We start from the raw sequence: 26,406 nt of genomic DNA on the forward strand, positions 1-26,406 counted from the left end.
AGAGCGACTGCGATAGCCTTGTTTGAACCAAATGACTGAGTGGCTGATCACATCTATATATGCGGCAACGTAAAGAAAGGAGATGCGACATGCCTTGGTATGCCTGGCTGATACTCGTCGTAGCGATAGGGTCGATCGTGGGCGGGCTGATGATGCTGCGCGATACGGCGAAGAAATTGCCACTGACTGAAGAGCAACTGCGCAAAGTGCGCGAGCGCAATGCTGAGGCGGATGCCAAGGACGCGCAGGATCGCTAGCCCTGTTCAAACGGTACCGGGGTTGTTTGAGCCAACCCCGGTCACCTCCCCTAGTCGACCATGAGCTTGCCGCGGTTGCGTTCGAGCAACGCGCTACCAATGCCCTTGATCTCCAGCAGTTCGTCTACCGATGCAAAAGGGCCATTGGCGTCACGATAGGCAACGATGGATTCTGCCTTTGCCTTACCAATCCCAGTGAGTTCTTTCTGCAAGGTCAAGGCGTCTGCGGTATTCAGGTTGAGCGTCGCGGACTGGCTTTGAACTTGACTAACGATCGGCACCGGTTCGGCCACTGGAGCGGTCGAAGCTGGGGCAGCGCTGAGTGAGAATGAAAGGCCAGCGAACAGTGGCAGCAGCAGGTAGCTAAGGACGTTGTTTCGCATGAGGGCACTCCTGTGAGTTAGGTTAAGCGCAGCGGACTCCATGGCTGCGCATTCAAACTAACCTCTCACCTGCGATTATCCCAGCATGATTTCAACGGGAATGGTTACCAAATTAGACGTCACCGTATGTTGCGCACGCGCTGTGGGAATGCCCCCACGGCGCATGTGCACTTGTCCTTCTGCATCAGAAGATAGTGTCGCGTAGCACTCGTTGCAGATACTGGCCATAGCCATTCTTGGTCATGGGTGCTGCGAGCTTCTGTAACTGCTCGGCATCGATCCAGCGCTGACGATACGCCACCTCCTCGGGACAGGCGACCTTCAGGCCCTGCCTCCGCTCGATGGTCGCGATGTAGCCGCTGGCTTCAAGTAGCGAGTCATGGGTGCCGGTGTCCAGCCAGGCGTATCCACGCCCCATGACTTCAACGGAAAGCTGGTCACGCTCGAGGTACAGGCGATTGAGGTCGGTGATCTCCAGCTCGCCGCGAGACGAGGGTTTGAGGCCCTTGGCCATCTCGATCACATCTTGGTCATAGAAATACAGGCCGGTGACCGCATAGTTGGACTTGGGCTTGAGGGGCTTTTCCTCCAGGCTAATTGCCCTGCCACTGCTGTCAAACTCGACCACCCCATAGCGCTCTGGGTCGGTCACATGATAGGCGAATACGCTCGCACCCTCATTGCGACCCATGGCATCGAGCAGCAGCGATTGGAAGTCATGGCCGTAGTAGATGTTGTCACCCAGTACCAGCGCCGATCGGTCGTTCCCGATGAAGTCTTCACCGATGATGAAAGCCTGGGCCAGTCCATCAGGTGTGGGCTGTACCGCATAGGTGATGTTGATACCCCATTTGTGGCCATCGCCCAGTAATTGCTCGAAGCGCGGCGTGTCCTGGGGGGTGGAGATGATCAGAATGTCGCGGATGCCCGCCAGCATGAGGGTGGTCAGCGGGTAGTAGATCATCGGCTTGTCGTAGACGGGCAGCAGCTGCTTGGAAATTGCCAAGGTGGCCGGATGCAAGCGGGTGCCGGAGCCCCCCGCAAGGATGATGCCTTTTCGATTCAGCATGGTCATTGGGATAGAGAACCGTGGTGGATGGAGGGTGCGCAGCTTGCTAGCTCTTTGCTATCAACGAAAATTCTAGCATCAGCCACGATCCTGGTAGTTTTTCTCGACCCAAGAGCGATAACTCCCGGACAACACAGCTTCTACCCACGGATTGTTATCGAGGTACCACGAGACTGTCTTGCGTATACCAGATTCGAAGGTCTCAGCAGGTCTCCAACCCAATTCTCGTTCAAGTTTCCGGGCATCGATGGCGTAGCGGCGATCATGACCCGGACGATCACTCACATAGGTTATCTGTTCCGCGTATGACTTCCTGTCCGCCCTGGGACGCAACGCGTCCAGCAACGCACACACGTGGGTGACGATGTCAATGTTGGACATTTCGTTCCACCCACCCACGTTATAAACCTCCCCTACCCGCCCGCCCTCGAGGACGCTGCGAATAGCGCTGCAGTGGTCTTTCACATAGAGCCAATCGCGAATCTGCTGACCGTCGCCGTAGATCGGCAGCGCTTTGCCTTGCAGTGCATTGACGATTATTAGTGGGATGAGCTTTTCTGGAAAATGCAGCGGGCCATAGTTGTTCGAACAATTGGTGGTCAGTACTGGAAGTCCGTAAGTATGGTGGTAAGCCCTCACCAAATGGTCACTGGCTGCCTTGCTGGCCGAATAGGGGCTGTTAGGCTGATACCGGTGGTTTTCAGTGAAGGCGGGCTCGTCTGCCGTTAGCGAGCCGTATACTTCATCTGTCGAAACGTGCAAGAAGCGAAACAGCTCGCGCTTCGCCCCTTCCAGCGTCTGCCAGTACGCACGTACTGATTCGAGCAGTGAAAACGTACCGACCACATTGGTTTCAATGAACGCCTGAGGCCCATGAATGGAACGGTCCACATGAGACTCTGCAGCAAAATTGAGCACGGCCCGCGGCTCATGCTTCGCCAGTAGCTGAGCAACGAGCGCCGAGTCGGCGATGTCTCCGCGCACGAAGACGTGCTGTGGATTGCCATCGAGGGTAGCCAGGCTCTGAAGATTTCCGGCGTAAGTGAGCTTGTCGAGATTGATGACCGTCTCAGGCGAGGCGCTGGTCCAATCGAGCACAAAATTCGCACCAATGAATCCGGCTCCGCCGGTAACCAGAATAGTCATGAGTCAAGTCGTCCAAGGCAGGGCTAATGAGTGGCTGGCGATAGTGTAGACGCAATGGCGCGTGCATCCGAGCAACCTCGGGGCTGGGCAATGCAGCTTTTGCTGAAGTCGGCGTTTCAGTAACCTTAGTTGAAAGGTGAGGTGTTCAGGCCTGGTTATCCCGACGACCGATCGCACAGGGAAAGGGCAACACCGGCGGGAAGGGCTGAGCGCAAAGAGCAAGCGTCCAGCCCATGGCTTATCAGGGCTCCAGCCGCCGCTGCTGGTAAATCCAATCCACAATCTCGCCTTCTGGGGCATAGCCGCTGACCGTCTCACGCAGCAGTTGCCTGACGCGGACGAAATCGTCGTTGGCGGCAGCTTCCAACAATGCTTGCAACGCGTCCTTGAGTTCATCCCACGGCAGATAGTCCTCGTTGGCGCTCATGATCATCGGGTGACCGGTCGCAAGAACGTTGTCACCGATCAACAGCTCCTCGTAGAGTTTTTCGCCAGGGCGCAAGCCAGTGAACTCGATGGCGATATCACCAACGGGATTACGCTCACTGCGAACGCTGAATCCCGACAGGTGGATCATCTTCTCGGCAAGTTCGACGATGCGCACCGGTTCGCCCATGTCGAGTACGAACACATCCCCGCCCTTACCCATCGAGCCTGCTTGAATGACCAACTGTGCAGCCTCAGGAATGGTCATGAAATAACGGGTGATCTTGGGGTGGGTGACCGTCAACGGCCCACCCGCCTTTATCTGTTTGTAGAACAGGGGAATGACGGAACCTGAGGAGCCCAACACATTGCCGAAGCGCACCATGGTGAAGCGCGTCTTGTTAACCTGCGATACGTTGCCGGCGTCCCCGAACAAAACCGGCGCCAGCTCCTGACTGAGCGCCTGAAGCGTCATTTCTGCCAGACGCTTGGTGCTGCCCATGACATTGGTGGGCCGTACGGCCTTGTCGGTTGAAATCAGCACAAAGTTGTCGACGCCCGCCTGCAGGGCTGCCTGCGCCGTGTGCAAGGTGCCGATGACATTGTTGAGCAGTCCCTCGGTGATGTTGTGTTCCACCATAGGCACATGTTTGTATGCCGCAGCGTGGTACACCGTATCGACGCGCCAGGTCTTCATGATGTCTAGTAACTGCGCCTGATTGCGTACCGAGCCCAGGATGGGCACCACACACACTGACAGCGACTCGATCCGGACCTTCTGTTCAAGCTCTGAAAGGATGCTGTAGAGGTTGAATTCGCTGTGATCGAAAAGCAATAAGGTCTTGGGCGCCTGACGCAGAATCTGCCTGCACAGTTCCGAGCCAATCGAGCCCCCGGCACCGGTTACCAATACCGTCTGGCCTACGATGCAGCGCTCGAGCAGGTCGCTCTGAGCTGGCACGGCATCGCGCCCGAGCAAGTCGGCAATGTCGACCTCCTGGATGTCGTCGACCTTGACCTTTCCGCTGGCCAGGTCCATGAATCCCGGGATGGTGCGTACGTGGAGCGGAAAACGTTCCAGATAATTCAGGATCTCTCGGCGGCGTGTGCGAGTGGAGGATGGAATGGCCAGCAGAATCTCCTGGACATCCGTATCTTCGATCATCCGCTGTAGCTGCTCGGGATGGTAGACCTGCAGCCCTGCAATCACCCGATCGGTCAGACTCGCGTCATCATCGATGAAAGCAACCGGACGCATCACTTTATCCATGCGCAAAGCGGCAACCAACTGGTTGCCCGCAGTGCCGGCACCATAGATGGCAACTTTAGGCAGCCCGTCATCACGACTGGCGAAGGGTACATGCTGCACGGCAGCAGTGAACCAGCCGCCGAGGAAGTACTGACGCATCGCCAGACGCAAGCCGCCAATCAGAATCAGGCTCAGCCACCAATAGTTGAACGTGATCGAGCGTGGCACGACATTTTCGTGATTACTGGACCAGTAGATGATGAATCCAAGTATCAATGCCGAGAGCGTCACGGCTTTGATAATGGCAACAAGCGCGTCGTTACCGAAATAGCGCATCACCGCACGATAAAGGCCGAAACGGATAAACAATGGAATCGACACCAGGGGCGCACACAAGAACAGCCATGTGTGATCGGTGAGCGGATTCGCCAGATCGTCGATACCCAGGCGCACTACGAATGCAAGCCACAAGGCCGCCCATATGAGGACGATGTCCGTCATTACCTGCAGCAGACGTTTATGTCGCCGCGGCAGAGCCAGCAGTTTAGTACGCACCTTTTCCATAACTCCTCTAGAAACCTTCCTATCCTTGACAGCTTGAGCCCTTCAACCTTGATGAGGTTGCTCAAGCGTCCCTGCACGGTACCGCACCGCCAGCGCAACCAAAGGAACGTAGGCCACCAACAGCCCAACGGCGCCGTCAAGACCGAACTCTAAAACACATACCGCGATCGGCAGAAGCCAGAACAAATTGATGCCCATCACCGCAAGCGTCACGGGCAAATGCCTGCCGTATTCACGGGCAGCAAATTGGTAAGCATGGCTGCGATGCGCCTCATAAACCCGGTCGCCGCGCATCACTCGCCTGATCAGCGTATAGGTCGCATCAACGATGAAAACGCCCAGCAATATCAGCCAGCACCAGAACAATGTCGGCGACAGCCAGGCAGCTTGCAGCGACAAGCCGCCCAGAACGATCCCCAGGAAACCGCTGCCAGCATCCCCCATGAATATCTTGGCCGGTGGAAAGTTCCAAAAAAGAAAGCCACCGACAGCGGCTGCCAGCAGCAGTGGCAACGCGGTAAAGGCGTGAAGACCTGCCAGCACATAGAGGAGCGCCGCACCTAGACAGACTGTGATCGCCTCCACACTGGCGATGCCGTCGATGCCATCCATGAAGTTATAGAGGTTGAGCAGCCAGACCAGGTAAACGGCAGCGAGCAGGCCGCCAAGCCAGCCAAGATCCACTTGCCAGCCGAAGATGGTCAATGGAGCCAAGCCGCCTAGCCATACCAGCATCCACCCAGCGGCGATGAAGTGCCCCAATAGCCGCCAGCGAGCGGCGATGTGGCCATGGTCGTCCATGAAGCCGATGACCGCGATCAACGACCCTGCACCACCCAACGCCACCAAGGCATCGATTTGCGACGTGCCGGTCAGCATGAAGCCGAAAAGTGCTAGCAGGAAGGACAGCACTATGCCTACCCCTCCCCCACGAGGCGTCGGAACAGTGTGTGAACTTCTCGCATTTGGGATGTCTATCACGCTACGTTCTAATGCGTACCGTCGAAGGCCGGCGGTCACTACGAAGGATAAGATCAAGACAACGGGTACCGACCACAAAAGCATCATTTCTTGTCGTTTTCCTGGAAAGACTTAGCTGTAGCTCGAAGGGCCGAATCGACGCTGACAGGAGGTTGCCAACCGAGGCGGTCTCGGGTCTTGCCGATATCGACCTGCAATGATCCGCACAACCGTTGGGAGAATGAGGTTTTGCCCATAGCGCTGGCGACTGCGCGCAGGACGCGTGCAGGAACAGGCAGCAAGCGAGGGGTTTTACCCAAAGCACCCGCCATGCGCGCCAGCAGCTCGGTTGTCGACAGATCCTCATCGTCACTTACCAGGAAGACCTGACCGGCAGCAGCTGGGTGATCCACGCAGGTTATGATCAGATCGACGAGGTTATCCAGTGCGACCAGACTGCGATGATTGTGAATTGCACCCAAAGGCAGCGGTACCCCACGATCAAGCCAGCGCATCATGTTCAAAAAATTGGCTTTAACACCGGGGCCATACACCAGCACCGGGCGAATGATCACGATCTCCATTCCGCTTTCTTCCCCGAGGGCAAGCAAGCCGCGTTCCGCTTCAAGTTTGGAGATACCGTAAGGATCCACGGGGCAAGGCTGATCGTCGGCACGATAAGGCTTGCCCGGTGGCGTCTGCTCCCCATTGACCTTGATGGAACTGACAAAGATAAAGCGGCGGGCACCTGCTTTGCTGGCTGCTCGCGCGAGCGACAACGTGCCATCCACATTGGTCCGCCGATATTCGGCCAACGGATTTTCGGAAGTATCGGCCATGACGTGGACGCGAGACGCACAGTGGATGATGACCTCAGGACGATGAGTTTCCAAGGCGCGCGATTGATCATCGGTCAAATCGCCGATCTGATAGGTAATGACTTCGGCCGGCGCTTGGCGCAACGGCGATCGTAAAGGCAATATGACCTGCGTTTCGGCATCGCGGCATAGGGCCTTCAATACTGCGGCGCCCACGAAGCCAGACGCACCTGTAAGAATAACTTTCATGATCACCCTATGGATCTAGATTTTTGACCTCCCTATCGGACTGATCTGGCTGATCTGGCTGATCGGACGGGCGAAGGGGGACGGCTGTGTGCTCGATTTCAACGCAGCAAAGGGCGCGGTCTATCGCGACAATCTACCACAAACCTTTGACCAGGCTTACCAGAGCCAGGACAGCGACATTCTGCCGATGATTGCAAAATAATCGCTAGATATCAAAACAACGCTGCTGGGCCCGGCAACGAATGGATAGACAGGGTAAGCAAAACACAACAAAATCCCCGCCTCCTCTCAGGTTAGCTCTAACTACACATGTCCAAAGGGAAAGTCACTAACGCCTTGTCGTCTCCAATCGCAGCCAGTATTGCGGCAGTCGGAGGACGGTTTCTCTTGCTTGGCACTGGCGCCCTGACAGGAGTAATCATCCCACTGACCATGCCGCAGGAGTCGGTGGGCCTGTTTTTTTTAGCCCAATCGCTGATCGCGGCACTGGCAACCTTAGGGCAGCTTGGGCTTAGCATCACGGCACCGGCTGGGATTTCCACGGCTCAAGGACGTCGCGATACCGGGCGGGTCAAGCTAGTCATACGCCGAAGCCTCCTGCTCGCGATATTTTCCACCGTATCGGTGGCCGTGGGCTTCAATTTGTTCATGGAAGTCTTATCGCGTTTTGAGGGCGATGATCTGCTCAACATGCTGTACGGAATTGCGCCGCTAGTGTCCATAAGCATGGTGCTCGCCGCTTTCAGCACCATTATTTCTGAGCAACATCGAGCTCTGGGGCATTTTGTACAAGCCAGTTTCCTGACCACCGGCGCCAGCTTGGCAAGCGCTGCGACGGTCACGATCGCGTGGCGCAGTCAGATCAGCCTCGATCTCGACGCAGTCGTACTAGCCGGGGTGGTAGGAGCCGGTCTGACCACGGTTCTTGGCAGTTACAGCCTCACCCGCTGGTATCGCACTCAACCAGTCAACGAGCCTCAACTAGGCATCAGCTACCTGGGCCTGCTGCGTGAAACCCGCCCCAACCTGACTACTACAGTAGTTTTATTCGTGATGGCCCAGGCGGACCTCTGGATCATTGCTTGGTTTGGCGACGCCGCAGGCTTGGCGATTTATGGTTTGGCGTCACGACTGGCTGCGCTTGTTCTTATTCCTCTTGCGGTGATCAACACCGTCGTCGCGCCGTCCATCGGACGCATCTGGGTACGAGGCAAAAAAAGGTACCTGCAGCGGGTGCTTGGCGTGGGCGCGGGCGCCGCAACCACCCTGGGCCTGGCGGGCTATGCCGTTTTTCTTCTATGCGGCCAATTCGTACTGTCCCATGTATGGTCGAGCGACTACAGCGACGCGTACTACATTTTCGCCATACTCGGTGCGTCACAATTGATGCAGACTTACGCCGGAACCGCCGGATTTGTGCTGATGATGCTTCAGAAACAGCACATTGCCATGCGAATCTCAGTAATCAGCGGGGTCAGCATGATCGTAGCGGGCATGTTGGCGATGTGGCTTTATGGAATCATTGGGCTGGCCGTGGTATACAGCCTGGGCGGCATTAGCCAGTCACTCGCTCAAATTTATTTCGTCAGGCGGGAATTTGACCTGAGCACAACAGCCAATTATTCCTCCCTACGTCGCTTCGCGCGTTTCTATTACCGTCGAAAGGTTTCACATGGTCGCTAGTAAAATGATGCCCAAGGTTTCGATCATCATCCCCACCTATAATACCGGGCGATATGTGCTAGATGCCATCGACAGCGTGCTAGCGCAAAGCTATCCGAATGTTGAACTGATCGTCGTCGACGATGGCTCCACCGATGACACCTCAGCGCTGCTTCAACAGCACGCTGGAAATTTCACCCGATTCCGTCAGGCTAATGCCGGCCAGAGTGCTGCGATGAATTTTGGCTGGCAACAGAGCAGCGGTGAACTGCTGGGCTATTTGAGTGCTGACGACCGCATGCACCCCAACGCGGTCGAAGTCATCGTCGAGGCGATGGCCAGTGCCCCGGAGGCGGTGTTGGCCTATCCAGATTTTTGTGTGATCGACGAGCATTCAGAACCCGTGCGCACCGTAACGACACCGGAATACGAAGAGCGCCTGCTCATCGCCAATTTCCAGTGCCTACCCGGGCCAGGCGCTCTATTCCGCCGAACCGTGTGGGAAAAAGTCGGTGGTTGGAACACAGAATTGCGCAACATCCCCGACATGGATTTCTTCCTGCGGTTGTGTCAATTCGGGCCATTCAAACGCGTGCCGCAACCGCTTGCCGACTTCCGTATCCACTCGGGCTCGACCACCTACAATCCATGTAATGCCCAACGCGCGGACGAGCCTCTGCGGGTGATCAGAAGTCTTTATGAGCGCCGCGACCTTCCTTCTTCTATTCTGGGGTGGAAACGTAAAGCCACGGCCAACGCACTGATGTTGTCTGGGTTCATGCACGGTTTCTCTGGCCGTTATGCACTGTTCGTCGCGCGTATCGGCAAGGCTGCTTTATTGGATCCGTCGTCAGTGTTATCTCGAAAGATGGTGAGCTACGTGGTGACCGTCTGTCGACCCAAGCCAAAATCTAACTAAACGTTAAGCTACCCATAAAGCTGGCGCGGGAAAACACCGCGCCTGAGCGTGATTCAAGAGTATAGGACCACTGTCTAGCGCCCGATTTCATTCAGCTAGACAGCATCATCGGAGCGTTTCAATGATTCAGATAGTACAAGGGCACCTGCTGGGTAATCGTTACCTGCAGTTGGTGGCGATACTGCTCGTCGCGGTAGCGACCCTAGCCGCGGCATTCAGCTACCCCGGCGCGCTGGCCCCTTTTCTGATTAATGGCTGCTTGGCAGCCTTATTGGTCCGTAATGTCCTCAACAATCGCAGCAGTTTTTTTTCTTTTTTCTTGATAGTTTTCTTGATTCTAGGATGCTGGGCGAAACTCGTCCTGCACTTTATTTTGGACACACAGTTCATTGAGCCCATCGGGACATTCGATAACTCCGCACAAGGCTGGGACGAGGCCTTGCTCGCAACGAATGTCGCGTTTATGACACTGCTGTGCTGCCAATGGATTACCTCGCACTGGCATACGGCAGGCGCCAAGTCCTCTGATTACTACGGCACATTGCTGAAGCCGGCCCTGTGGCTGTCGCTTGCCTTTACAGCACTGCTGCTGGCTTTCAATTTCAAGTTCGCCATTCTCAAAGTAGGTACAGAACCGCTCATTCAATTACATAGCTACATCTATGTAGTTGTGTCGTTCATGATCGCATGGGGCAACCTCATCCTTCTGGCGACCTTGGGCTATTGGCTGGTTCAAGCTCGGAAGATGAAGCTAGAAACGCTTTTTTATATTCTCATCCTAGAAGGCGCTGTCACTGCCGTTTCGATGGGCAGTCGAGCGCAGATGATCCTTCATGTCGCTGCGCCGTTCGCAGTCTACCTGATTCACGCCCGGGCCCTAGTGAGCTTATTGCGGCCGGTGCAGTGGGTCAGAATTCTGTGTGTTACTGCAGCGTTGTTTGTCGCTTCACTGCTGCTCGTCTCTATTGATCGCGTGCACTCCTTTGCGCAAGCGAAGCCCGTCGAAACGCCGCCCCCCGCTATAACGATCGTAGAGGAGGCGCCTGAACCCGAGCCCAGCCTTGCTTATGACTCGTCCCGGTTTGAGACGGTAGTCATCGATCCTACCAAGTCAACCAAGATGCTGGCTGCGATCATCGAACCTGCGCCGCTTGAACTGCAGTTCAATTCCGAACTCCCAGCTCCAACTCCCGAGGTTACGCCACAAACGGCGACGCCGGCCGCTGCAGCCTCGGTGTTGATTCCAGAGCCAGTGATACCGCCGGTAGAAACTGAAGCGATCAAACGTGCACGCTGGAAGGGTATGCTCACAGAGCTGAGCAAGCTTGTAGTGGATAGGTGGGTTGGAATCGAAGGCGTTCTTACGGTTGTAAGTTATCCAGAAAAAGGATTGCCACTTTTTGTTCGCAGCCTGAGCGAGCGCCCTGAAAGCGGCACGCAAGCGATCTACCAGCGCATGTCGAACGCACAATACGCGGCCTACGAGAACTTCACGTTCATGACCATCCCAGGCCCTATTGCGATACTTCTTTACAGTGACAGCTTCGCGATACTGGCCGCAGGTCTTGTGTTGCTATTCGTGGCTGGGACGTTAATGGAGCGCTTGGCGAAGCAGCTGGTCGGCAATATATTCACACAGGCGACGATCGGCGTAGCGCTCGCTTACTTGGTGGTTCAAACCAATTTCCCTAGAGTCCAATTTTTCTTCCTGATCGAGATATTTGGATTCATCGCGGGGCTGTACGTGGCACGCTTGCTCTTGACCAGATCGGGGCATAAGCGAGCTGCTGCAGCGCAACCGGCATGACTGTGAGCTAACCACAGGCACTGTGCAAGAATGGCCTCGGCATCTTGGATGGCGAGGCCTTATCCGATCACCTTAATGGAGTGAGCGCCGTAGGCCTTCAAAGCGTGCGCGCGTATGGGCGGTCAAGACAATGGGTCTTCGCCCTATCGTTAACAGCTATAACAAACTTTCCTGACAGTCGGAACGATTTCTAATCCTGCCAGACCTTCGACCGTATGACTGCCGATAACCGGCTGCAAGCGGGGCGCGTCAGGCGCCCGGTAACGGGCGCCCTATCCGAAAAATTCCTTTACGCCACCTGATATCACCCAACACTGCTATACGGCGGCGCAAGCGCTTTGTATAGATGACACGATTCGGGTCTTTCAGCCCATCAACGATCGATTATTTATCAACGATTGGAAACGACGTAACAAGGTTTGAACGGTGGCAGTCCAGGTATACTGACCCATAACTAACGTGCGCAGGCGATCGCCTCGCAACTTGAGTTCCTGATGATCTGCGAGCATTGCTCTCAGTCCCTTCGCTATCCCCATGCTACTGGCAGGTACAACCAACCCTCCTCCAACTTCTTCAACTTGCTCAAAACCGCATGTATCCGTTAGCAACACCGGAAGACCAACGACTCCAGCTTCAAGGGCCACCAGCGACATTGCCTCCGACCTTGATGGAATGACCAGCATCATTGCGCGACGATAAGCCTGCGTCCGTTGCGTTTCATCGAGAAATCCAATGAAATGAATCCGATCAAGAAGGCCGGACGCGCTGGCCAGGGCTTGAAGGTCATGCTGCATGCCAAAGTCGGGTCCGGCCATGACTAATGGATAAGGGTGCGCCTCGGGCGTATCTATATAAGCCTGGATCAGAAGGTCCGGCCCCTTGACCGGTGCAAGCCGTCCCATAAACAGGATGAAAGGCTCGCTTGGAAGCGTGAGCGGTGCGCCCACGGCCGACGCCTCAGGCTCGGAAACGGCATTCCCGACAATGGCGACCGATTCCTGTGGCACGCCGGCGACGCGAGCAATCATCTGCTGCTCTAGCTGGGTGATAGCAATGAATCCCGAAGCAGCTTTTATCAGCCAACGGCCAAGACACAAATGGAAGATTTTCATGACCGGCCGCGGTGAGCCCACCGAAGCGAATTCGCCGGCTGGACACAAAACATAGGGCCGCCTACCTATCAAGGCTAGCAATCCTATGGCGACACTCAGCAAGTTCCAGTACCCCATGATGTGAATCACATCGGCATTGCGCACCGCCCGCCATGCGCGCCAGGGGTTGAGCAAAGGCAAGGGAAACCGGTTTCCCAAGTGACCGGTGATATACGTTTTCACTCCAAGCCCGTCGAACTCACTCTGCCATGAATTGCCATTCATGCCCATGACTTCACAGGATGCACCTGCCTTGGCCAGATGGGTCGCCAAATGGCGGGTACGCTCGGCAGTACCGCCGCCCCTTTCGGCATCCAGAGAGATATTGACCAGAAGCACTTTCATGCTTGTTCCTTGAGTTTCTCTATATAAAAGCGTAACTGCTGATTGAAGTCTGCAGTCGCAGGCTGCTGCCATTCATTCAATCGCGACTCCTTGAATCTGCGCATCGGATTGGCGTTACTGATGTTGCGCAGGCGCAGCAGCGCGCGCAGCACAGATTGCGGCAAGTGCGGCAGATAGCCTACAGAAGGCCGATTGAAAGCCTGCATCAGCACATCCTGCAGATAACCGAAGTTGTTATCCGGCGCAGCATCATCGGTCACCAGCACCACTTCACCTTGGCGTATAGCCGGGACCTGGGCCACGAAGAGCAGCGTCTGGACTACCTTCTGGACACTGACCAGGTGCATGCGCCTCGCGCCGTACAACGCGCGACGCAACCCCAGCTTCCAGGCGGGGGCATGCCTCACTTCATCGACGAAGGACACGATGTTCAAACCGCCCTCGCCGAATACGGCGCCAAGGCGCACCACTACGACCTCGAATGCGTCTGCAGCGATGGCACGCACTAGCGCCTCGGCGCCTGCATGTTCACGTTCATATGGCGTTTTCGGCTCGATAGGCGTTTGGGCATCCACGACATCAGCCGCTGCCGATCCAAACACATCGATACTTGAGACGTGCACGTATCGCTTGATGCGCGAGCGCTCACAGGCTTGAAGAATGTTGACAATGGCCGGTTCGAACCAACCGCTGCCATCGGGTCTGAGCAGGTTCAGGACTGTACATCCTGGCGTCAGGATTGCGGTCAACGATCCCGGATCACTCACGTCGAAACGTTCGCAACGGACGTCGCTTTGAATCAGCCAGTCCGGCTCACTACGGTGAACCGCGTACACAATTTCAGTGCCTGCCGGCCTGTTATTCGCAGCGAGCAAATGCCGTCCTACGAACCCCGTGCCACCAATCACTACCAACTTATTCATGAGCTGCTAGATTCTCCATGCGAATATGAGTAGTGCGCACTCGTGCCATCGTGAGGCGCAGCAAACCTCGCGTCACTAGCCAAGCGCCTTGGCTGACATGTGTCTACGAGGCCCGCCAGAGGCAGAAGGTCAACCTATTGAGGCGCATAACTGCCCCGCGCATCCCGGCAGTGACCTGCCGGGATGCGCAGAGGAAGGTGCTATTTCGCCCACACGGTCCGGTTGATGTAGTCGGTGTAGCTATAAACGATGCGTACAACCTGCTTGGAAACCGGTCCGCCGAGGTAGTCCTGAACAACCGGGATCACGCGCTCACCACGGTCATGCTGACTGACCACAACGCGCACAGCGTCCAGCACCCGAGAAGGGGTCAAGCCGCACATGATCAATGTACCCTCGTCCATACCTTCAGGGCGCTCATGAGCATTCCGGATGGTTACCGCTGGCAGATTGAGCAGCGAGGCCTCTTCGGTAATCGTGCCACTGTCGGACAGCACACAGAGCGCGCCCATCTGCAGCCGAATGTAATCCAGCAAGCCATACGGTTTGACGAACCGAATCAGTGGATGCTCAAGGCTTTCGCCCAGATCTTCCAAACGTTTACGCGTGCGCGGGTGTGTCGAGACGATAATCGGGTGGCCATAGGCGTCGGCCAGTGCTCGCAAGGAAGCCAGCAGGTCTCGAAGGTTTTGCGGAGTATCGACGTTTTCTTCACGATGGGTGCTGACGATGAAGTACTTACCCTCCTCCAGCGACTCTTTCTGAAGCACGGTCGAAGCTTCAATTTGCGGCCGGTAGTAATCGAGCACTTCGTGCATGTGCGAGCCGGTCTTGATGATGGTCTCCGGCCGAATACCTTCGTCCAGCAAATAGCGACGGGCATGCTCGGTGAGGACCATGTTGATGTCGCTGAGGTGGTCGAGCACTTTGCGGTTCAGCTCTTCCGGCACTCGCTGGTCGAAGCAGCGGTTGCCAGCCTCCATGTGGAACACCGGGATCTTGCGGCGCTTGGCCGCAATGACGGCCAAACAGGTATTGGTGTCACCGTACAGCAGCAACGCATCGGGCTTTTCCAACTCGAAGATTGCATCCGATTTGGCGATAACCTCTGCAATGGTACCGGCTGCCGTGGCGCCGACTGCACCCAGGAAATGGTCAGGCTTTCGAATGCCGAGGTCATCGAAGAAAACCTGATTCAGCTCGAAGTCGTAGTTCTGCCCGGAATGCACGAGTACATGATGAGTCTGCTCATCGAGTTCCGCGATGACGCGGCTCATCTTGATCAGTTCAGGTCGGGTGCCGACCAGCGTCATAACCTTAAGCATTGAGTTCTTCCCGGACGTAGTCGAGCTTCAAGAGCAGGGTTTTGATGCCTTCGATGTCCAAGCGTTCCGTGTTATGCGAGGTATAGTCATCGAGCTCAGAAATATGCTGCTCGCCTTCGACGAAATATTTTTTGTAGTTAAGGTCACGGTTATCCGCTGGAATCCGATAGTAGCGCCCCATGTCATCCGCTTTGGCCATCTCTTCGCGGGAGATCAGCGACTCATACAGCTTCTCACCGTGGCGGGTGCCAATCACCTTCACCGGGTTCTCTCGCTTGAACAGCTGCTTCAGCGACTCTGCCAGATCGGCAACGGTGGACGCTGGTGCTTTTTGTACGAAAATATCGCCTTGCTCGGCGTGCTCGAACGCGTGCAGCACTAGATCCACGGAGTCTTCCAGCGACATGAGGAAACGGGTCATGTTGGGGTCGGTCACAGTTAGCTCGTTACCAGCCTTGAGCTGATCGACGAACAGCGGAATGACCGAACCACGCGAGGCCATGACGTTGCCATAGCGTGTTGCGCAAATCACAGGACCTTGCTGAGGGATCATGCGCGACTTCGCGACCATCAGCTTCTCGGCCATTGCCTTGGAAATACCCATCGCATTGATCGGATACACGGCTTTATCGGTGCTGAGCACCACTACACGCTTGACGCCGTTGGCGATAGCGGCATTCAGCACGTTCTCTGTACCCAGCACGTTGGTTTTGACCGCCTCCATTGGATAGAACTCGCAGGATGGAACCTGCTTGAGGGCGGCCGCGTGGAAGATATAGTCGACCCCTACCATTGCCTCGGACACACTCTGATAATCGCGGACGTCGCCGATGTAGAACTTGACCTTGTCATTGGACAAAGCAATGCGCATGTCTTCCTGCTTCTTTTCGTCGCGGCTGAAGACCCGGATTTCTTTTACATTGGTGTTGAGAAAGCGCTTGAGTACGGTATTACCAAACGAGCCAGTGCCACCGGTAATCATGAGAATCTTGTTATCGAACACAGATAAGTCCTTATAAATTAGTTAAACGCGCTGTGCGTGCATGAATTCGATGAGCGCTGGCCAGGCCGGCGGCTGATAACCAGTAGTGGTGCGGAAGCGGGTAGAGTCCAGTGAGCGATCAATCACCAGCTTCGCATCAGGGCTGATCTCGATAGACTTGCCGTAAATCCGCGCCACGAGTTCAAGCAACGTGTATTTGTCGATGGGCTCGGCAGACACATGGTAAAGACCCTTCAGCGAAGGGTTGGGAATGACGTAATCGAGGATGACTCGTGCCAATTCCGCAGTGGGCAAGCCCGAAAAAATCGCTTTGGTGAAGCCCCTGGTGCTGCCTTCCTGCGAGAGGAACCAGTCGATCAGCGAGGCGCTGCTCTGCAGCTCGTGACCAATGATCGACGTACGCAACGTCACCGCGTGATCTAGATGATGCAGCTCTCCGATGAATTTGGATTTGCCATACAGATCAGTGCAATCTGATTCATCGCTTTCCGTGTACATACCTTTGCTACCGGAGAAAACGCAATCCGTGCTGATGTGAATCAGCCGTGCGCCCGCCACCTTGCAGAGCGTCGCCAGCCGATGCGGCAACATGGCGTTGATGGGCAATGCGGTCAGCGGATCTTTAGCATCCGCCAGTTGCTTGATCAAACCCACACAGTTGATCACGACATCTGGCTTGGCCTTGGCGAAAGCAGCTGCCAGTGCATCCGGGTCAAGAACGTCGACACCCGCCGATAGGCAGCCCTGCTCAGCGCGCGAGAAAAACTTATCGGCGGCTCGCGATCGAACGGTGCCTGTTACGCGATGAGGAGAATTAGCTGACAAATACCGAAAAACGGCACTCCCCAGCATGCCAGAAACACCCAAAACCAAAACATTCATGGTATAGCCCTGTCCTTTCCAATCCTTTGCTCGAACATCTGCAGCAGTGCCATGCACTGCGCCTTGAGTTCAAAATTTTCTGAGAAATAGGCCCGCCCTTGAGCCCCCATAGATTCCCGCGCTTCAGCCGGCAACGCCTGCAGCGTGCTAATGCACGTCGCAAGCTGTTCACTATTTTCCGCAGGACACGTTACACCAGCACCAGCCTCATTGATAACGCGTGCGCCTTCGCCATCCAGGCACCCGATGATCGGTCGGCCCGCGGCCAGATAGGCCTGGACTTTGCTTGGAATGGTGAAGCCGAATATCTTGTCACGGTTGAGGGTGACCAACAGGGCACCGCTGAGCGCAAACAGTTGCGCCATCGCCTCACGCGGGTAGGCGCCGGCAATAATCAAGTTATCCAACCCCAGTCGGGTTGTTTCCTCTTGCAGCCATGATGCTCTGCTGCCGGTGCCCACTACGACAATCGCAGCTTGTGACTGGCGAGCTTTCAATGCGCGCGCCGCATCGACGATGGTTGGCAGTGCCTGCGCGCTTCCCAAATTGCCAGCGAACACCACGCAAAATCTTGATTGCAGCGTCTCGATCAACCAAGCGGGAAGCAAATTGTTCTGGCCAGATGCTGTTTGCTGAAGATAAGAATTTGGGTAGTAAACAATCTTCTCAGCCTTGGCATAACGCTTCACAGGGTCGATGAATGCCTTGGATTGGACCAACAATACGTCCACACCCCAGTACAAGGCCCGCACAAACTGGCCTACGCCGCGAAGCACCCATTTGTTTTTAATGAAGCCGGTCGCCTCCAGACTTTCAGGCCATAGGTCCTGCACCCACAGATACACCGGCGCGCGCCGCGCGCACTTCATCGCCAAGGCAGGTATGACAGAAGTAATCGGCGAGGGCGCGAAGACGAAGTACAGATCAAACTCACCACGCTTTGCGTGAGACCAAAAGTGTCTTGAACCATTGACTGCGAACGACAGGTAATTCAAGAGCAGATTTTTTGCGCCGCCAGGTCCGCGGGGGCGCAGTGGGGCCCGATGCACTGTGATCGCCTCAGCGAACTGCTCCTGGACTGTACCTTCTGCGCAATAGCCGGAAAAAACCTCGCCAGAAGGATAGTTTGGCTTACCTGTAAAGACCTCAACATCGACACCCAATGCCCTGAGCTCGAGCACGATATCGTTGATGATGAAATTCTCGGGATAAAAATATTGGCTTACGACAGCAATTTTCAATGGTCTCAGCGTCACGCCGGCTTATCCTTGTGGGTCTTGCAATAGCTCATGATGCCCGTGAAATCCGTGTACCAAGACTGCCAGCGCGCAGGGATCAAAAATCGAGAGGCCAGCATCGAGACTCTGACGCTAGCGATGCTGCAGATACCGGCGCATATTATTGCAGTTGTCCTTTAGCCGCCACCTTTAGAACATCGCTGAGGGAGACAGGTGAAGAGCAAACGGAAAATTTAGCCAGACAACCTACTACCTTGAGCGGTCCGCTTCAACACCTGGCGGCCGAGCATGCCGCATCCGAGCACCGACCTCACGCTCAGTTCCCTTTTCTCATCTTTCGTGTGCGCGAGCGCAGCGAAGAGCAAGTCGTCCCGCCCGCGCGAGCTCAAGGAATGCTGACAGCAACTTCCCGACCCATGCTTTCAAAGATGCCAATAAGACGATCACGCAACGCCGATTTGGCCCCTGCTGTGCCATGCACAAGGACAATCCTGCTGGGCGGCCGTAGGGTGCAGAGTGCGAAGTGTGAAAGCCCTGCTTGGTCGGCATGCCCTGAATACCCGCTCATGGTCATCACCTTGGCTTGTATCTCAACAAATTCTCCATCCAGTTCAACACGCCCAGGTCCTTGCGCACCTTGGCTAGCCTGAATTGCGGCCCCTGGCGTACCCTTTACCTGATAGCCCACAAACATCACTTCGTGGCGGGGTTCAGGCAACATCGCCTTCAAGTACCGTACGATACGCCCTCCCGAACACATTCCATTTCCAGCAATAACGATCGCCGGCCGCCCCGTGCTACGTAGATAGTTCACAACCTGCAGATGACGTGAATGGCTGTCGACTGTCACAAGTTGACCAAAACCCAAGGGGTCACGTCCCTGGACGATCTTCGTCCTCGCCTGTTCATTCCAGTGCTGGTGCAGCTGTCGATAGACAGCCGTTATTCGCTGCGCCAGCGGCGAGTCCAGAATGATGGGTAGCTGTGACCATCTGAATGCATCGGCACCCATGAGGACGTGAGGATCTCCCACCAACGCTTTTTGATGAAGGATGTCTTCGATCTCAAATAGCAGCTCCTGCGTGCGGCCCAGGCTGAATGCAGGTATTAGAATCGTGCCGCGATCTTGAAGGGCGCGGTCGATCAGATGCTCGAGCTGCTCGCGCCTGCAATCGCGAGGCGGATGAAGGCGATCGCCGTAAGTACTCTCGAGCACCAAAACGTCTGCCCGCTCGGGAGGCTGTACCGGATTCAGCAGTGGATTGCCGTGAGGCCCAATATCGCCAGAGAATACAATCCGCAGGTCCGATTGTTGGGACCGCACATCGCATTCCACATAGCTGGAACCAAGCAGATGCCCAGCGCACCTCAAGCGTATGGCACACGACAAGTCACCACGCTGCACCACGAAATGCCAGCGGTCGTATGCTAAAGGCACTATGAGCGCTCGAACGATACCTAGGTAGTGCTCGATATGAGCAGAATCGTTGCTGATGGTCAGCCTGTAGGCATCTTCCAATACCAGTGGCAACAACGCTGCAGAGGGTTCACTGCAAATGACCGGCCCGCGGTAGCCAGCTGCGAGAAGCGCCGGTATGCGACCCACATGGTCCAGATGAACGTGTGTGACGATCAGCGCGCATATACCATTGATCTCGAAGCCGACCGGCTCCGCATCGGTTCCGGGCCGGGCGTCCGAGCCTTGCGCTAGACCGCAGTCAACCAGGAGGCTCAACATCGGATTCAGGTGGAGTTGGTGGCAAGACCCCGTAACACCTTCGGTGCCACCGTGATGTGAAATGCAGGGAAATGGCATGGCAAAACGCTCGTCGAGGCAGCGCAAAGGATGCCCATTAGCCCACTTTGCCGGCTTTCCTGCCTAGTTGAGGTCTGCCTATATACTGGTAGGCAGATTCTTCAATTTCCACTGAGCGCCGCCTGACGAGCCGATGCACGAATCTTGCGCTTACTGCGCTGCACACCATATGCCCCGAGCAACGGCCCAATTGCCAAGCCGACGACCAATGCTCCCAACACAGGCACTGCTACCGGCACCGCCGGCGCTGACCAGCCGAACAGCACAAGCGCCACCGTCTGCTGATTTTCCAGTACGAAGAACATCACTACGGCCGCCAGCAGCAGCACGAACAACGCCGCGAAGGCGCGCTTGAGGTTACGCATTGGGATGCTCCTTGCTTAAACTTCGTGCTCTTCTTCTTCATTGACCCGGTCGCGCAGCTCTTTCCCGGGTTTGAAATGGGGAACGAACTTGCCTTCGAGCTCGACAGACTGGCCAGTCTTAGGGTTGCGCCCCACGCGCGGCGCGCGGTAGTGCAGTGAGAAGCTGCCGAATCCGCGGATCTCGATACGGTCGCCAGTGGCCAGGCATTGGGACATCTGCTCAAGCATGGTCTTGATGGCCAACTCCACGTCCTTGGACGAGAGCAGCCCTTGATGGGTGACAATACGTTCGATCAGCTCCGACTTCGTCATATTTTTCCCTTCGTTATCAAGCAGCTAGATCATTGCTCAATCAGGTTGTAGCACGCTCGGAGGGATTTGAACAGAGCGCGTCTTGACTTAATAAAAAAATTCAAGAACGCATTGCTAAAAAAAGGATGCCTAGCCCCGTCGGTGGGCGCTGTGGCCTGTTTAACTGACAGTGCTCAGAGTGTCACAAGTCGGATAGGTGGATCGTGTCCAAGGAAGTGGTGTAACTCATCATGGCTCTGGCCATTGAGTTTGCCGTTTAGTTGATCATGGCCTAAAGCCTGGCCTGTGAATTATCGCTGACTGCTTCACGTTAGCCTAGAACTACGATGACCATCCTCTTTCGCCTGCAGGGCATCTTCGGTTGCTTCAGTTACACCACTTCTCGGGACACGATCCAGGTATAGCATTACCAATCCAACGCGGGCATTGCTAGGAGCAAGGATCGGGGAATATTCACATTGGGACGCGGTGTGGCTGGCGGGTGCAGTCGGGGAGTATGGCGCTGTGAGATCGAGCGCCGCCCATGCGGCGCATCGCGAGCTTTGCTCGCTCCTACGGTTCGCGCAGGCCAATGATTCCTGGATATTTGTGGGTGTGCGCTTTCGCGCATCCGATTTTACGTCGCACCAACGAGGCGGTCGCGCGTGCCTGCGACAGGTTTTACTGGCCCAAACAAACGTAGGAGCGAGCAAAGCTCGCGATGCGCCGCATGGGCGGCGCTCAATCTCACAAACGCCAACCCCCGCACGGCGACCCCCAAACCCTAAACACATTTCCAGCGCGAAAAAAAAGGGTGGCCCGAAGGCCACCCCTTTTTACCGATCAAACAGAACTCAGTTCTGCTTGGCCATAGCTTCGCGCAGCAGCGCGGCCATGGTGGTGTCGGCAGCCGCTTCCGGAGCGTTTTTCAGGCTCTGGATGGCTTCACGCTCTTCAGCGTCGTCTTTCGACTTGATCGACAGGCTGATGACGCGCGATTTGCGGTCAACGCTGATGATCTTGGCTTCGATCTCTTCACCTTCCTTCAGGACGTTACGCGCGTCTTCAACGCGGTCACGGCTGATTTCGGAAGCTTTCAGAGTGGCTTCGATGTCGTCGGCCAGGGTGACGATGGCACCTTTGGCGTCAACTTCTTTCACGATGCCCTTGACGATAGCGCCCTTGTCATTGACAGCAACGAAGTTGGAGAACGGATCGTCTTCCAGCTGCTTGATGCCCAGGGAGATGCGCTCGCGCTCTGGGTCGACCGACAGGATGACGGTTTCCAGCTCGTCGCCCTTCTTGAAACGACGTACGGCTTCTTCGCCGGTTTCGTTCCAGGAGATGTCGGACAGGTGAACCAGGCCGTCGATGCCGCCGTCCAGACCGATGAAGATACCGAAGTCGGTGATCGACTTGATGGTACCGGTGATCTTGTCACCCTTGTTGAACTGGCCGGAGAAGTCTTCCCATGGGTTGGACTTGCACTGCTTGATGCCCAGGGAGATACGACGACGCTCTTCGTCGATGTCCAGAACCATGACTTCCACTTCGTCGCCAACCTGAACGACTTTCGACGGGTGGATGTTCTTGTTGGTCCAGTCCATTTCGGAAACGTGTACCAGACCTTCAACGCCTTCTTCCAGCTCAGCGAAGCAGCCGTAGTCGGTCAGGTTGGTAACGCGAGCCTGTACGCGAGTACCTTCTGGGTAACGCGAAGTGATAGCTACCCACGGATCTTCGCCCATCTGCTTCAGACCCAGCGAAACGCGGTTGCGCTCACGGTCGAACTTCAGAACGCGTACGTCGACTTCGTCGCCAACGTTAACGATTTCCGACGGGTGCTTGATGCGCTTCCAAGCCATGTCGGTGATGTGCAGCAGGCCGTCGATACCGCCCAGGTCCACGAATGCGCCGTAGTCGGTGAGGTTCTTGACGATACCTTTGACTTGCTGGCCTTCCTGCAGGGTTTCCAGCAGGGCTTCGCGCTCGGCGGAGTTCTCGGCTTCCAGCACGCTGCGACGGGAAACGACAACGTTGTTGCGCTTCTGGTCCAGCTTGATGACCTTGAATTCCAGCTCTTTGCCTTCGAGGTGGGTGGTGTCGCGCACTGGGCGGACATCAACCAGGGAGCCCGGCAGGAACGCACGGATGCCGTTAACGTCGACAGTGAAGCCGCCCTTAACCTTACCGTTGATAACGCCCTTGACCACTTCTTCGGCGGCGAAAGCTGCTTCCAGAACAATCCAGCACTCAGCGCGCTTGGCTTTTTCACGGGACAGTTTGGTTTCGCCAAAGCCGTCTTCGACCGCGTCCAGCGCAACGTGCACTTCGTCACCGACCTTGATGGTCAGCTCGCCAGCTTCGTTGTAGAACTGCTCGAGCGGGATGACGCCCTCGGACTTCAGGCCAGCGTGTACGGTAACCCAGTCGCCGTCGATGTCGACAACGATACCGGAGATGATGGCACCCGGCTGAAGATTGAGGGTTTTCAGGCTTTCTTCAAAGAGTTCTGCAAAGCTTTCGCTCATTTTAATTCCTGTAGATTCGGGCGAAACAGACGCCCATCGCCACATTCCAGACAATGTGGGTTTGTTTTAAGTAAAGGAAAGCCGGCAGGACGTTGACTGGTGCCCCTGCCTGCTCTCCTGGTTATCAGACCAAGCCGCGCTGGGCGAGCTCGCTCCTGATACGTTGCAGCACCTGCTCGATAGACAACTCGGTGGAATCCAGCTGAATGGCATCGGCCGCTGGTTTCAGCGGGGCCACTGCGCGCTGGGTATCGCGCTCATCACGCGCCTTAATCTCATCTATCAGACTCGACAGACTAACATCTTCGCCTTTGCCCTTCAACTGCAGGTAACGGCGACGGGCACGCTCCTCGGCGCTGGCGGTGAGGAACACCTTCAGCGGCGCGTCTGGAAAGACCACGGTGCCCATGTCGCGGCCATCGGCGATCAGCCCGGGCGTTTCGCGAAAGGCACGCTGACGCTGCAGCAAGGCTTCGCGCACCGCTGGCAGCGAGGCGACCATCGAGGCGCCGGCGCCGACCGTTTCGGTGCGAATCACGTTACTGACGTCTTCACCCTCGAGGATGATCTGCTGCAGCTTACCTGGCTCGGCAGCGATGAACTGCACATCCAGATGGGCGGCCAGGGCCTTGAGCAGCTCTTCGTTGGTCAGGTCGACACCGTGGTTGCTGGCATTGAACGCGAGCAAGCGGTACAGCGCACCCGAGTCGAGCAGCCGCCAGCCCAGTTCGCGCGCCAGCAGCCCGGCGACAGTGCCCTTGCCCGAGCCGCTCGGGCCGTCGATGGTGATGACCGGGGCCGGGGTATTCACGACTTGCCCTCTTCGGCAACGCGAATGCCGACGTCGGCGCACAGCGTGAGGAAGTTGGGGAACGAGGTGGCGACGTTGGCGCAGTCGTGAATGCGAATGGGCGCACTGGCGCGCAGCGAGGCGACGCTGAAGGCCATGGCGATGCGGTGGTCACCGTGACCGTGCACTTCGCCGCCACCGATCAGGCCGCCGTCGATGATGATGCCGTCCGGGGTCGGCTCGCACTTCACCCCAAGCGTGATCAGGCCGTCGGCCATGACCTGGATGCGGTCCGATTCCTTGACCCGCAGCTCTTCGGCGCCGCGCAGCACGGTGCGCCCTTCGGCGCACGCGGCGGCCACGAACAGCACCGGGAATTCGTCGATGGCCAACGGCACCAGTTCTTCAGGAATGTCGATCCCCTTGAGCTTGGCGCCGCGCACGCGCAGGTCGGCCACCGGCTCGCCGCCGACTTCACGCTGGTTTTCCAGGGTGATGTCGCCGCCCATCAGGCGCAGGATGTCGATCACGCCGGTGCGCGTAGGGTTGATACCAACGTGCTCGAGCACCAGCTCGGAGCCTTCGGCGATCGATGCCGCGACCAGGAAGAACGCTGCCGAGGAAATGTCCGCAGGCACTTCGATGCGGGTTGCCGTCAGTGTGCCACCGGACTGCAGCGAGGCAACCGGGCCATTGCTTTCGACCGCATAACCAAAGCCGCGCAGCATGCGCTCGGTGTGGTCACGGGTTGGGGCAGGTTCGGTGACGGTGGTCTTGCCTTCGGCGTACAGGCCGGCCAGCAGCAGGCACGATTTGACCTGGGCACTGGCCATCGGCAGCGTATAGGTCAGCGCCTTGAGCTTGCTGCCACCGCGGATGGTCAGCGGCGGACGGCCTTCAGGGCCGGTCTCGACCACTGCGCCCATTTCCCGCAGCGGATTGGCCACGCGGTTCATCGGGCGCTTGGACAGCGACGCATCGCCAGTCATGGTCACATCGAACGACTGACCGGCCAGCAAGCCGGACAGCAGGCGCATCGAGGTCCCGGAGTTACCGACATACAGGGGGCCGGGTGGCGGCTTCAAGCCATGCAGGCCAACGCCGTGGATGGTCACGCGGCCGTGGTTGGGGCCTTCGATGACCACACCCATGTCGCGAAATGCCTGCAGGGTCGCCAGGGCATCCTCGCCTTCGAGGAAGCCTTCGACTTCGGTCGTGCCTTCGGCCAGCGAGCCGAGCATGATCGAACGGTGGGAAATCGACTTGTCGCCCGGTACGCGGATTCGCCCAGTCAGGCGGCCACCCGGTTGGGCCAGGAAAATCAGATCGTTGGCGTTCATAGCGTCCACATAGGCCCGGCGGGCCAGGATTTTACTGAAATGCTCGCGGGCCACCCGTGCGCGGGTGAATACCCCCAGCAACTGGTGCCCGTCCCCAGCATCGACCGCGTCGCGCAAGGCGTCGAGATCGCTGCGAAAAGTGTCCAGGGTGCGCAGGACGGCCTCGCGGTTGGCGAGGAAGATGTCATGCCACATGGTCGGATCGCTGCCAGCGATACGGGTGAAATCACGAAACCCTCCGGCAGCGTACCGGAAGATCTCGAGGTTTTCATTGCGCTTGGCCAACGAGTCGACCAAACCAAAGGCCAGCAGGTGCGGCAGGTGGCTGGTCGCGGCCAGCACTTCGTCATGGCGCTCGACCGGCATGTGCTCGACGTCGGCCTCCAGCGCCCGCCAAAGGCGGTCGATCAAGGTCAGGGCGGCCGGGTCGGTTTCCGGCAACGGGGTAAGGATGACTTTGTGACGGCGGAACAGGCTCGGGTTGGCGGCTTCTACCCCGCTCTGCTCGGAGCCGGCAATCGGGTGACCGGGCACGAAACGTGGCAGGCGTTCGCCGAACACAGCACGCGCTTCGCGCACGACATTGCCCTTGGCGCTACCGACGTCGGTGATGATCGCCCCGCCGAGGTCGAGCTGCGCCAGACGCGCCAGGACTTTTTCCATGGCCAGGATCGGCACCGCCAGCTGGATGACATCGGCGCCGACACAGGCGGTGGCGAGGTCGGCTTCACAGCGGTCGACCACGCCCAGTTCTACGGCGAGCTTGCGCGATGGCGCATCGAGATCGACGCCAACCACTTCGCGGCACAAGCCGCTCTCACGCAGGCCCTTGGCGAACGAGCCGCCAATCAGGCCCAGACCCACCACGACCAGGCGGTCGAGGATAGGCGCGGGTTT

General features: G+C 57.0%; 22 protein-coding genes. 4 read left to right on the forward strand and 18 right to left on the reverse strand.

Annotated features, from left to right (window positions below):
* Positions 1 to 89: 89 nt before the first annotated feature.
* A complete protein-coding gene (locus tag ACLEJW_RS17755; protein WP_145192124.1) occupies positions 90 to 257 on the forward strand; it encodes a DUF2897 family protein in 168 nt (55 codons plus the stop codon).
* 50 nt (positions 258 to 307) lie between these two features.
* Here the strand turns inward: ACLEJW_RS17755 and ACLEJW_RS17760 are convergent, their stop codons facing one another.
* The 6 genes from ACLEJW_RS17760 to ACLEJW_RS17785 all read right to left on the reverse strand — a co-directional run bounded on the left by ACLEJW_RS17760 (position 308) and on the right by ACLEJW_RS17785 (position 7,121).
* Positions 308 to 640 carry a ComEA family DNA-binding protein gene (locus tag ACLEJW_RS17760; RefSeq protein WP_145192127.1) on the reverse strand — a complete coding sequence of 111 codons (333 nt, stop codon included), beginning with the start codon at positions 638 to 640 and terminating at the stop codon, positions 308 to 310.
* A gap of 184 nt (positions 641 to 824) precedes the next feature.
* The gene (rfbA, locus tag ACLEJW_RS17765) at positions 825 to 1,706 is read right to left on the reverse strand and encodes a glucose-1-phosphate thymidylyltransferase RfbA (protein ID WP_178108377.1); all 882 of its coding nucleotides are present in this window, start codon (positions 1,704 to 1,706) and stop codon (positions 825 to 827) included.
* Positions 1,707 to 1,787: 81 nt separating this feature from the next.
* Positions 1,788 to 2,855: a dTDP-glucose 4,6-dehydratase gene (rfbB, locus tag ACLEJW_RS17770; RefSeq protein ID WP_313458801.1), complete on the reverse strand. Its 1,068-nt coding sequence runs from the start codon at positions 2,853 to 2,855 to the stop codon at positions 1,788 to 1,790.
* A gap of 241 nt (positions 2,856 to 3,096) precedes the next feature.
* Entirely contained in the window at positions 3,097 to 5,094 is a 1,998-nt protein-coding gene (locus ACLEJW_RS17775) for a polysaccharide biosynthesis protein (protein WP_313296027.1), read from the reverse strand.
* Between the two features lie 42 nt (positions 5,095 to 5,136).
* A complete protein-coding gene (locus tag ACLEJW_RS17780; RefSeq protein ID WP_313458798.1) occupies positions 5,137 to 6,162 on the reverse strand; it encodes an MraY family glycosyltransferase in 1,026 nt (341 codons plus the stop codon).
* On the reverse strand, positions 6,159 to 7,121 hold the full coding sequence (locus ACLEJW_RS17785) for a UDP-glucose 4-epimerase family protein (RefSeq protein ID WP_409520670.1): 963 nt from the start codon (positions 7,119 to 7,121) through the stop codon (positions 6,159 to 6,161). Before ACLEJW_RS17785 ends, ACLEJW_RS17780 begins: the two co-directional genes overlap by 4 nt.
* 309 nt (positions 7,122 to 7,430) lie before the next feature.
* Here ACLEJW_RS17785 and ACLEJW_RS17790 point away from each other — a divergent pair, with 309 nt between their 5' ends.
* From ACLEJW_RS17790 to ACLEJW_RS17800, 3 genes are all read left to right on the forward strand, one after another.
* Entirely contained in the window at positions 7,431 to 8,804 is a 1,374-nt protein-coding gene (locus ACLEJW_RS17790) for a lipopolysaccharide biosynthesis protein (protein WP_313458795.1), read from the forward strand.
* Positions 8,794 to 9,702: a glycosyltransferase gene (locus tag ACLEJW_RS17795; protein WP_440777978.1), complete on the forward strand. Its 909-nt coding sequence runs from the start codon at positions 8,794 to 8,796 to the stop codon at positions 9,700 to 9,702. Before ACLEJW_RS17790 ends, ACLEJW_RS17795 begins: the two co-directional genes overlap by 11 nt.
* Before the next feature lie 121 nt (positions 9,703 to 9,823).
* On the forward strand, positions 9,824 to 11,509 hold the full coding sequence (locus tag ACLEJW_RS17800) for a hypothetical protein (RefSeq protein ID WP_313458789.1): 1,686 nt from the start codon (positions 9,824 to 9,826) through the stop codon (positions 11,507 to 11,509).
* 365 nt (positions 11,510 to 11,874) lie between these two features.
* On the opposite strand, the gene ACLEJW_RS17805 is transcribed toward ACLEJW_RS17800, so the two are convergent.
* The 12 genes from ACLEJW_RS17805 to ACLEJW_RS17860 form a co-directional block, all read right to left on the reverse strand.
* Positions 11,875 to 13,005 carry a glycosyltransferase gene (locus ACLEJW_RS17805; RefSeq protein WP_313458787.1) on the reverse strand — a complete coding sequence of 377 codons (1,131 nt, stop codon included), beginning with the start codon at positions 13,003 to 13,005 and terminating at the stop codon, positions 11,875 to 11,877.
* Positions 13,002 to 13,928, reverse strand: coding sequence for an NAD-dependent epimerase/dehydratase family protein (locus ACLEJW_RS17810; protein WP_145192154.1), 927 nt, complete (start codon positions 13,926 to 13,928; stop codon positions 13,002 to 13,004). Before ACLEJW_RS17810 ends, ACLEJW_RS17805 begins: the two co-directional genes overlap by 4 nt.
* Positions 13,929 to 14,128: 200 nt before the next feature.
* Positions 14,129 to 15,253: a non-hydrolyzing UDP-N-acetylglucosamine 2-epimerase gene (gene wecB / locus ACLEJW_RS17815; RefSeq protein ID WP_145192156.1), complete on the reverse strand. Its 1,125-nt coding sequence runs from the start codon at positions 15,251 to 15,253 to the stop codon at positions 14,129 to 14,131.
* Positions 15,246 to 16,256: a polysaccharide biosynthesis protein gene (locus ACLEJW_RS17820; RefSeq protein ID WP_145192159.1), complete on the reverse strand. Its 1,011-nt coding sequence runs from the start codon at positions 16,254 to 16,256 to the stop codon at positions 15,246 to 15,248. Before ACLEJW_RS17820 ends, wecB begins: the two co-directional genes overlap by 8 nt.
* Before the next feature lie 21 nt (positions 16,257 to 16,277).
* Positions 16,278 to 17,138: a dTDP-4-dehydrorhamnose reductase family protein gene (locus tag ACLEJW_RS17825; protein ID WP_440777979.1), complete on the reverse strand. Its 861-nt coding sequence runs from the start codon at positions 17,136 to 17,138 to the stop codon at positions 16,278 to 16,280.
* The gene (locus ACLEJW_RS17830) at positions 17,135 to 18,394 is read right to left on the reverse strand and encodes a glycosyltransferase family 4 protein (protein ID WP_256675113.1); all 1,260 of its coding nucleotides are present in this window, start codon (positions 18,392 to 18,394) and stop codon (positions 17,135 to 17,137) included. Before ACLEJW_RS17830 ends, ACLEJW_RS17825 begins: the two co-directional genes overlap by 4 nt.
* 367 nt (positions 18,395 to 18,761) lie before the next feature.
* A complete protein-coding gene (locus ACLEJW_RS17835) occupies positions 18,762 to 20,192 on the reverse strand; it encodes an MBL fold metallo-hydrolase (protein ID WP_440777980.1) in 1,431 nt (476 codons plus the stop codon).
* A 101-nt stretch (positions 20,193 to 20,293) separates the two neighbouring features.
* Positions 20,294 to 20,557 carry a lipopolysaccharide assembly protein LapA domain-containing protein gene (locus ACLEJW_RS17840; protein WP_145192168.1) on the reverse strand — a complete coding sequence of 88 codons (264 nt, stop codon included), beginning with the start codon at positions 20,555 to 20,557 and terminating at the stop codon, positions 20,294 to 20,296.
* A 15-nt stretch (positions 20,558 to 20,572) separates the two neighbouring features.
* The gene (gene ihfB, locus ACLEJW_RS17845) at positions 20,573 to 20,869 is read right to left on the reverse strand and encodes an integration host factor subunit beta (RefSeq protein ID WP_145192171.1); all 297 of its coding nucleotides are present in this window, start codon (positions 20,867 to 20,869) and stop codon (positions 20,573 to 20,575) included.
* An 833-nt stretch (positions 20,870 to 21,702) separates the two neighbouring features.
* Positions 21,703 to 23,379, reverse strand: coding sequence for a 30S ribosomal protein S1 (gene rpsA, locus ACLEJW_RS17850; RefSeq protein WP_008095150.1), 1,677 nt, complete (start codon positions 23,377 to 23,379; stop codon positions 21,703 to 21,705).
* 124 nt (positions 23,380 to 23,503) lie between these two features.
* A complete protein-coding gene (gene cmk, locus ACLEJW_RS17855; protein ID WP_440777981.1) occupies positions 23,504 to 24,190 on the reverse strand; it encodes a (d)CMP kinase in 687 nt (228 codons plus the stop codon).
* Complete coding sequence (locus ACLEJW_RS17860) at positions 24,187 to 26,394, reverse strand: bifunctional prephenate dehydrogenase/3-phosphoshikimate 1-carboxyvinyltransferase (protein ID WP_440778007.1); 2,208 nt, start codon at positions 26,392 to 26,394, stop codon at positions 24,187 to 24,189. Before ACLEJW_RS17860 ends, cmk begins: the two co-directional genes overlap by 4 nt.
* Positions 26,395 to 26,406: the final 12 nt, after the last annotated feature.

The sequence above is a fragment of the Pseudomonas sp. SMSB3 genome (genome assembly GCF_052041965.1).
GTDB lineage: Bacteria > Pseudomonadota > Gammaproteobacteria > Pseudomonadales > Pseudomonadaceae > Aquipseudomonas.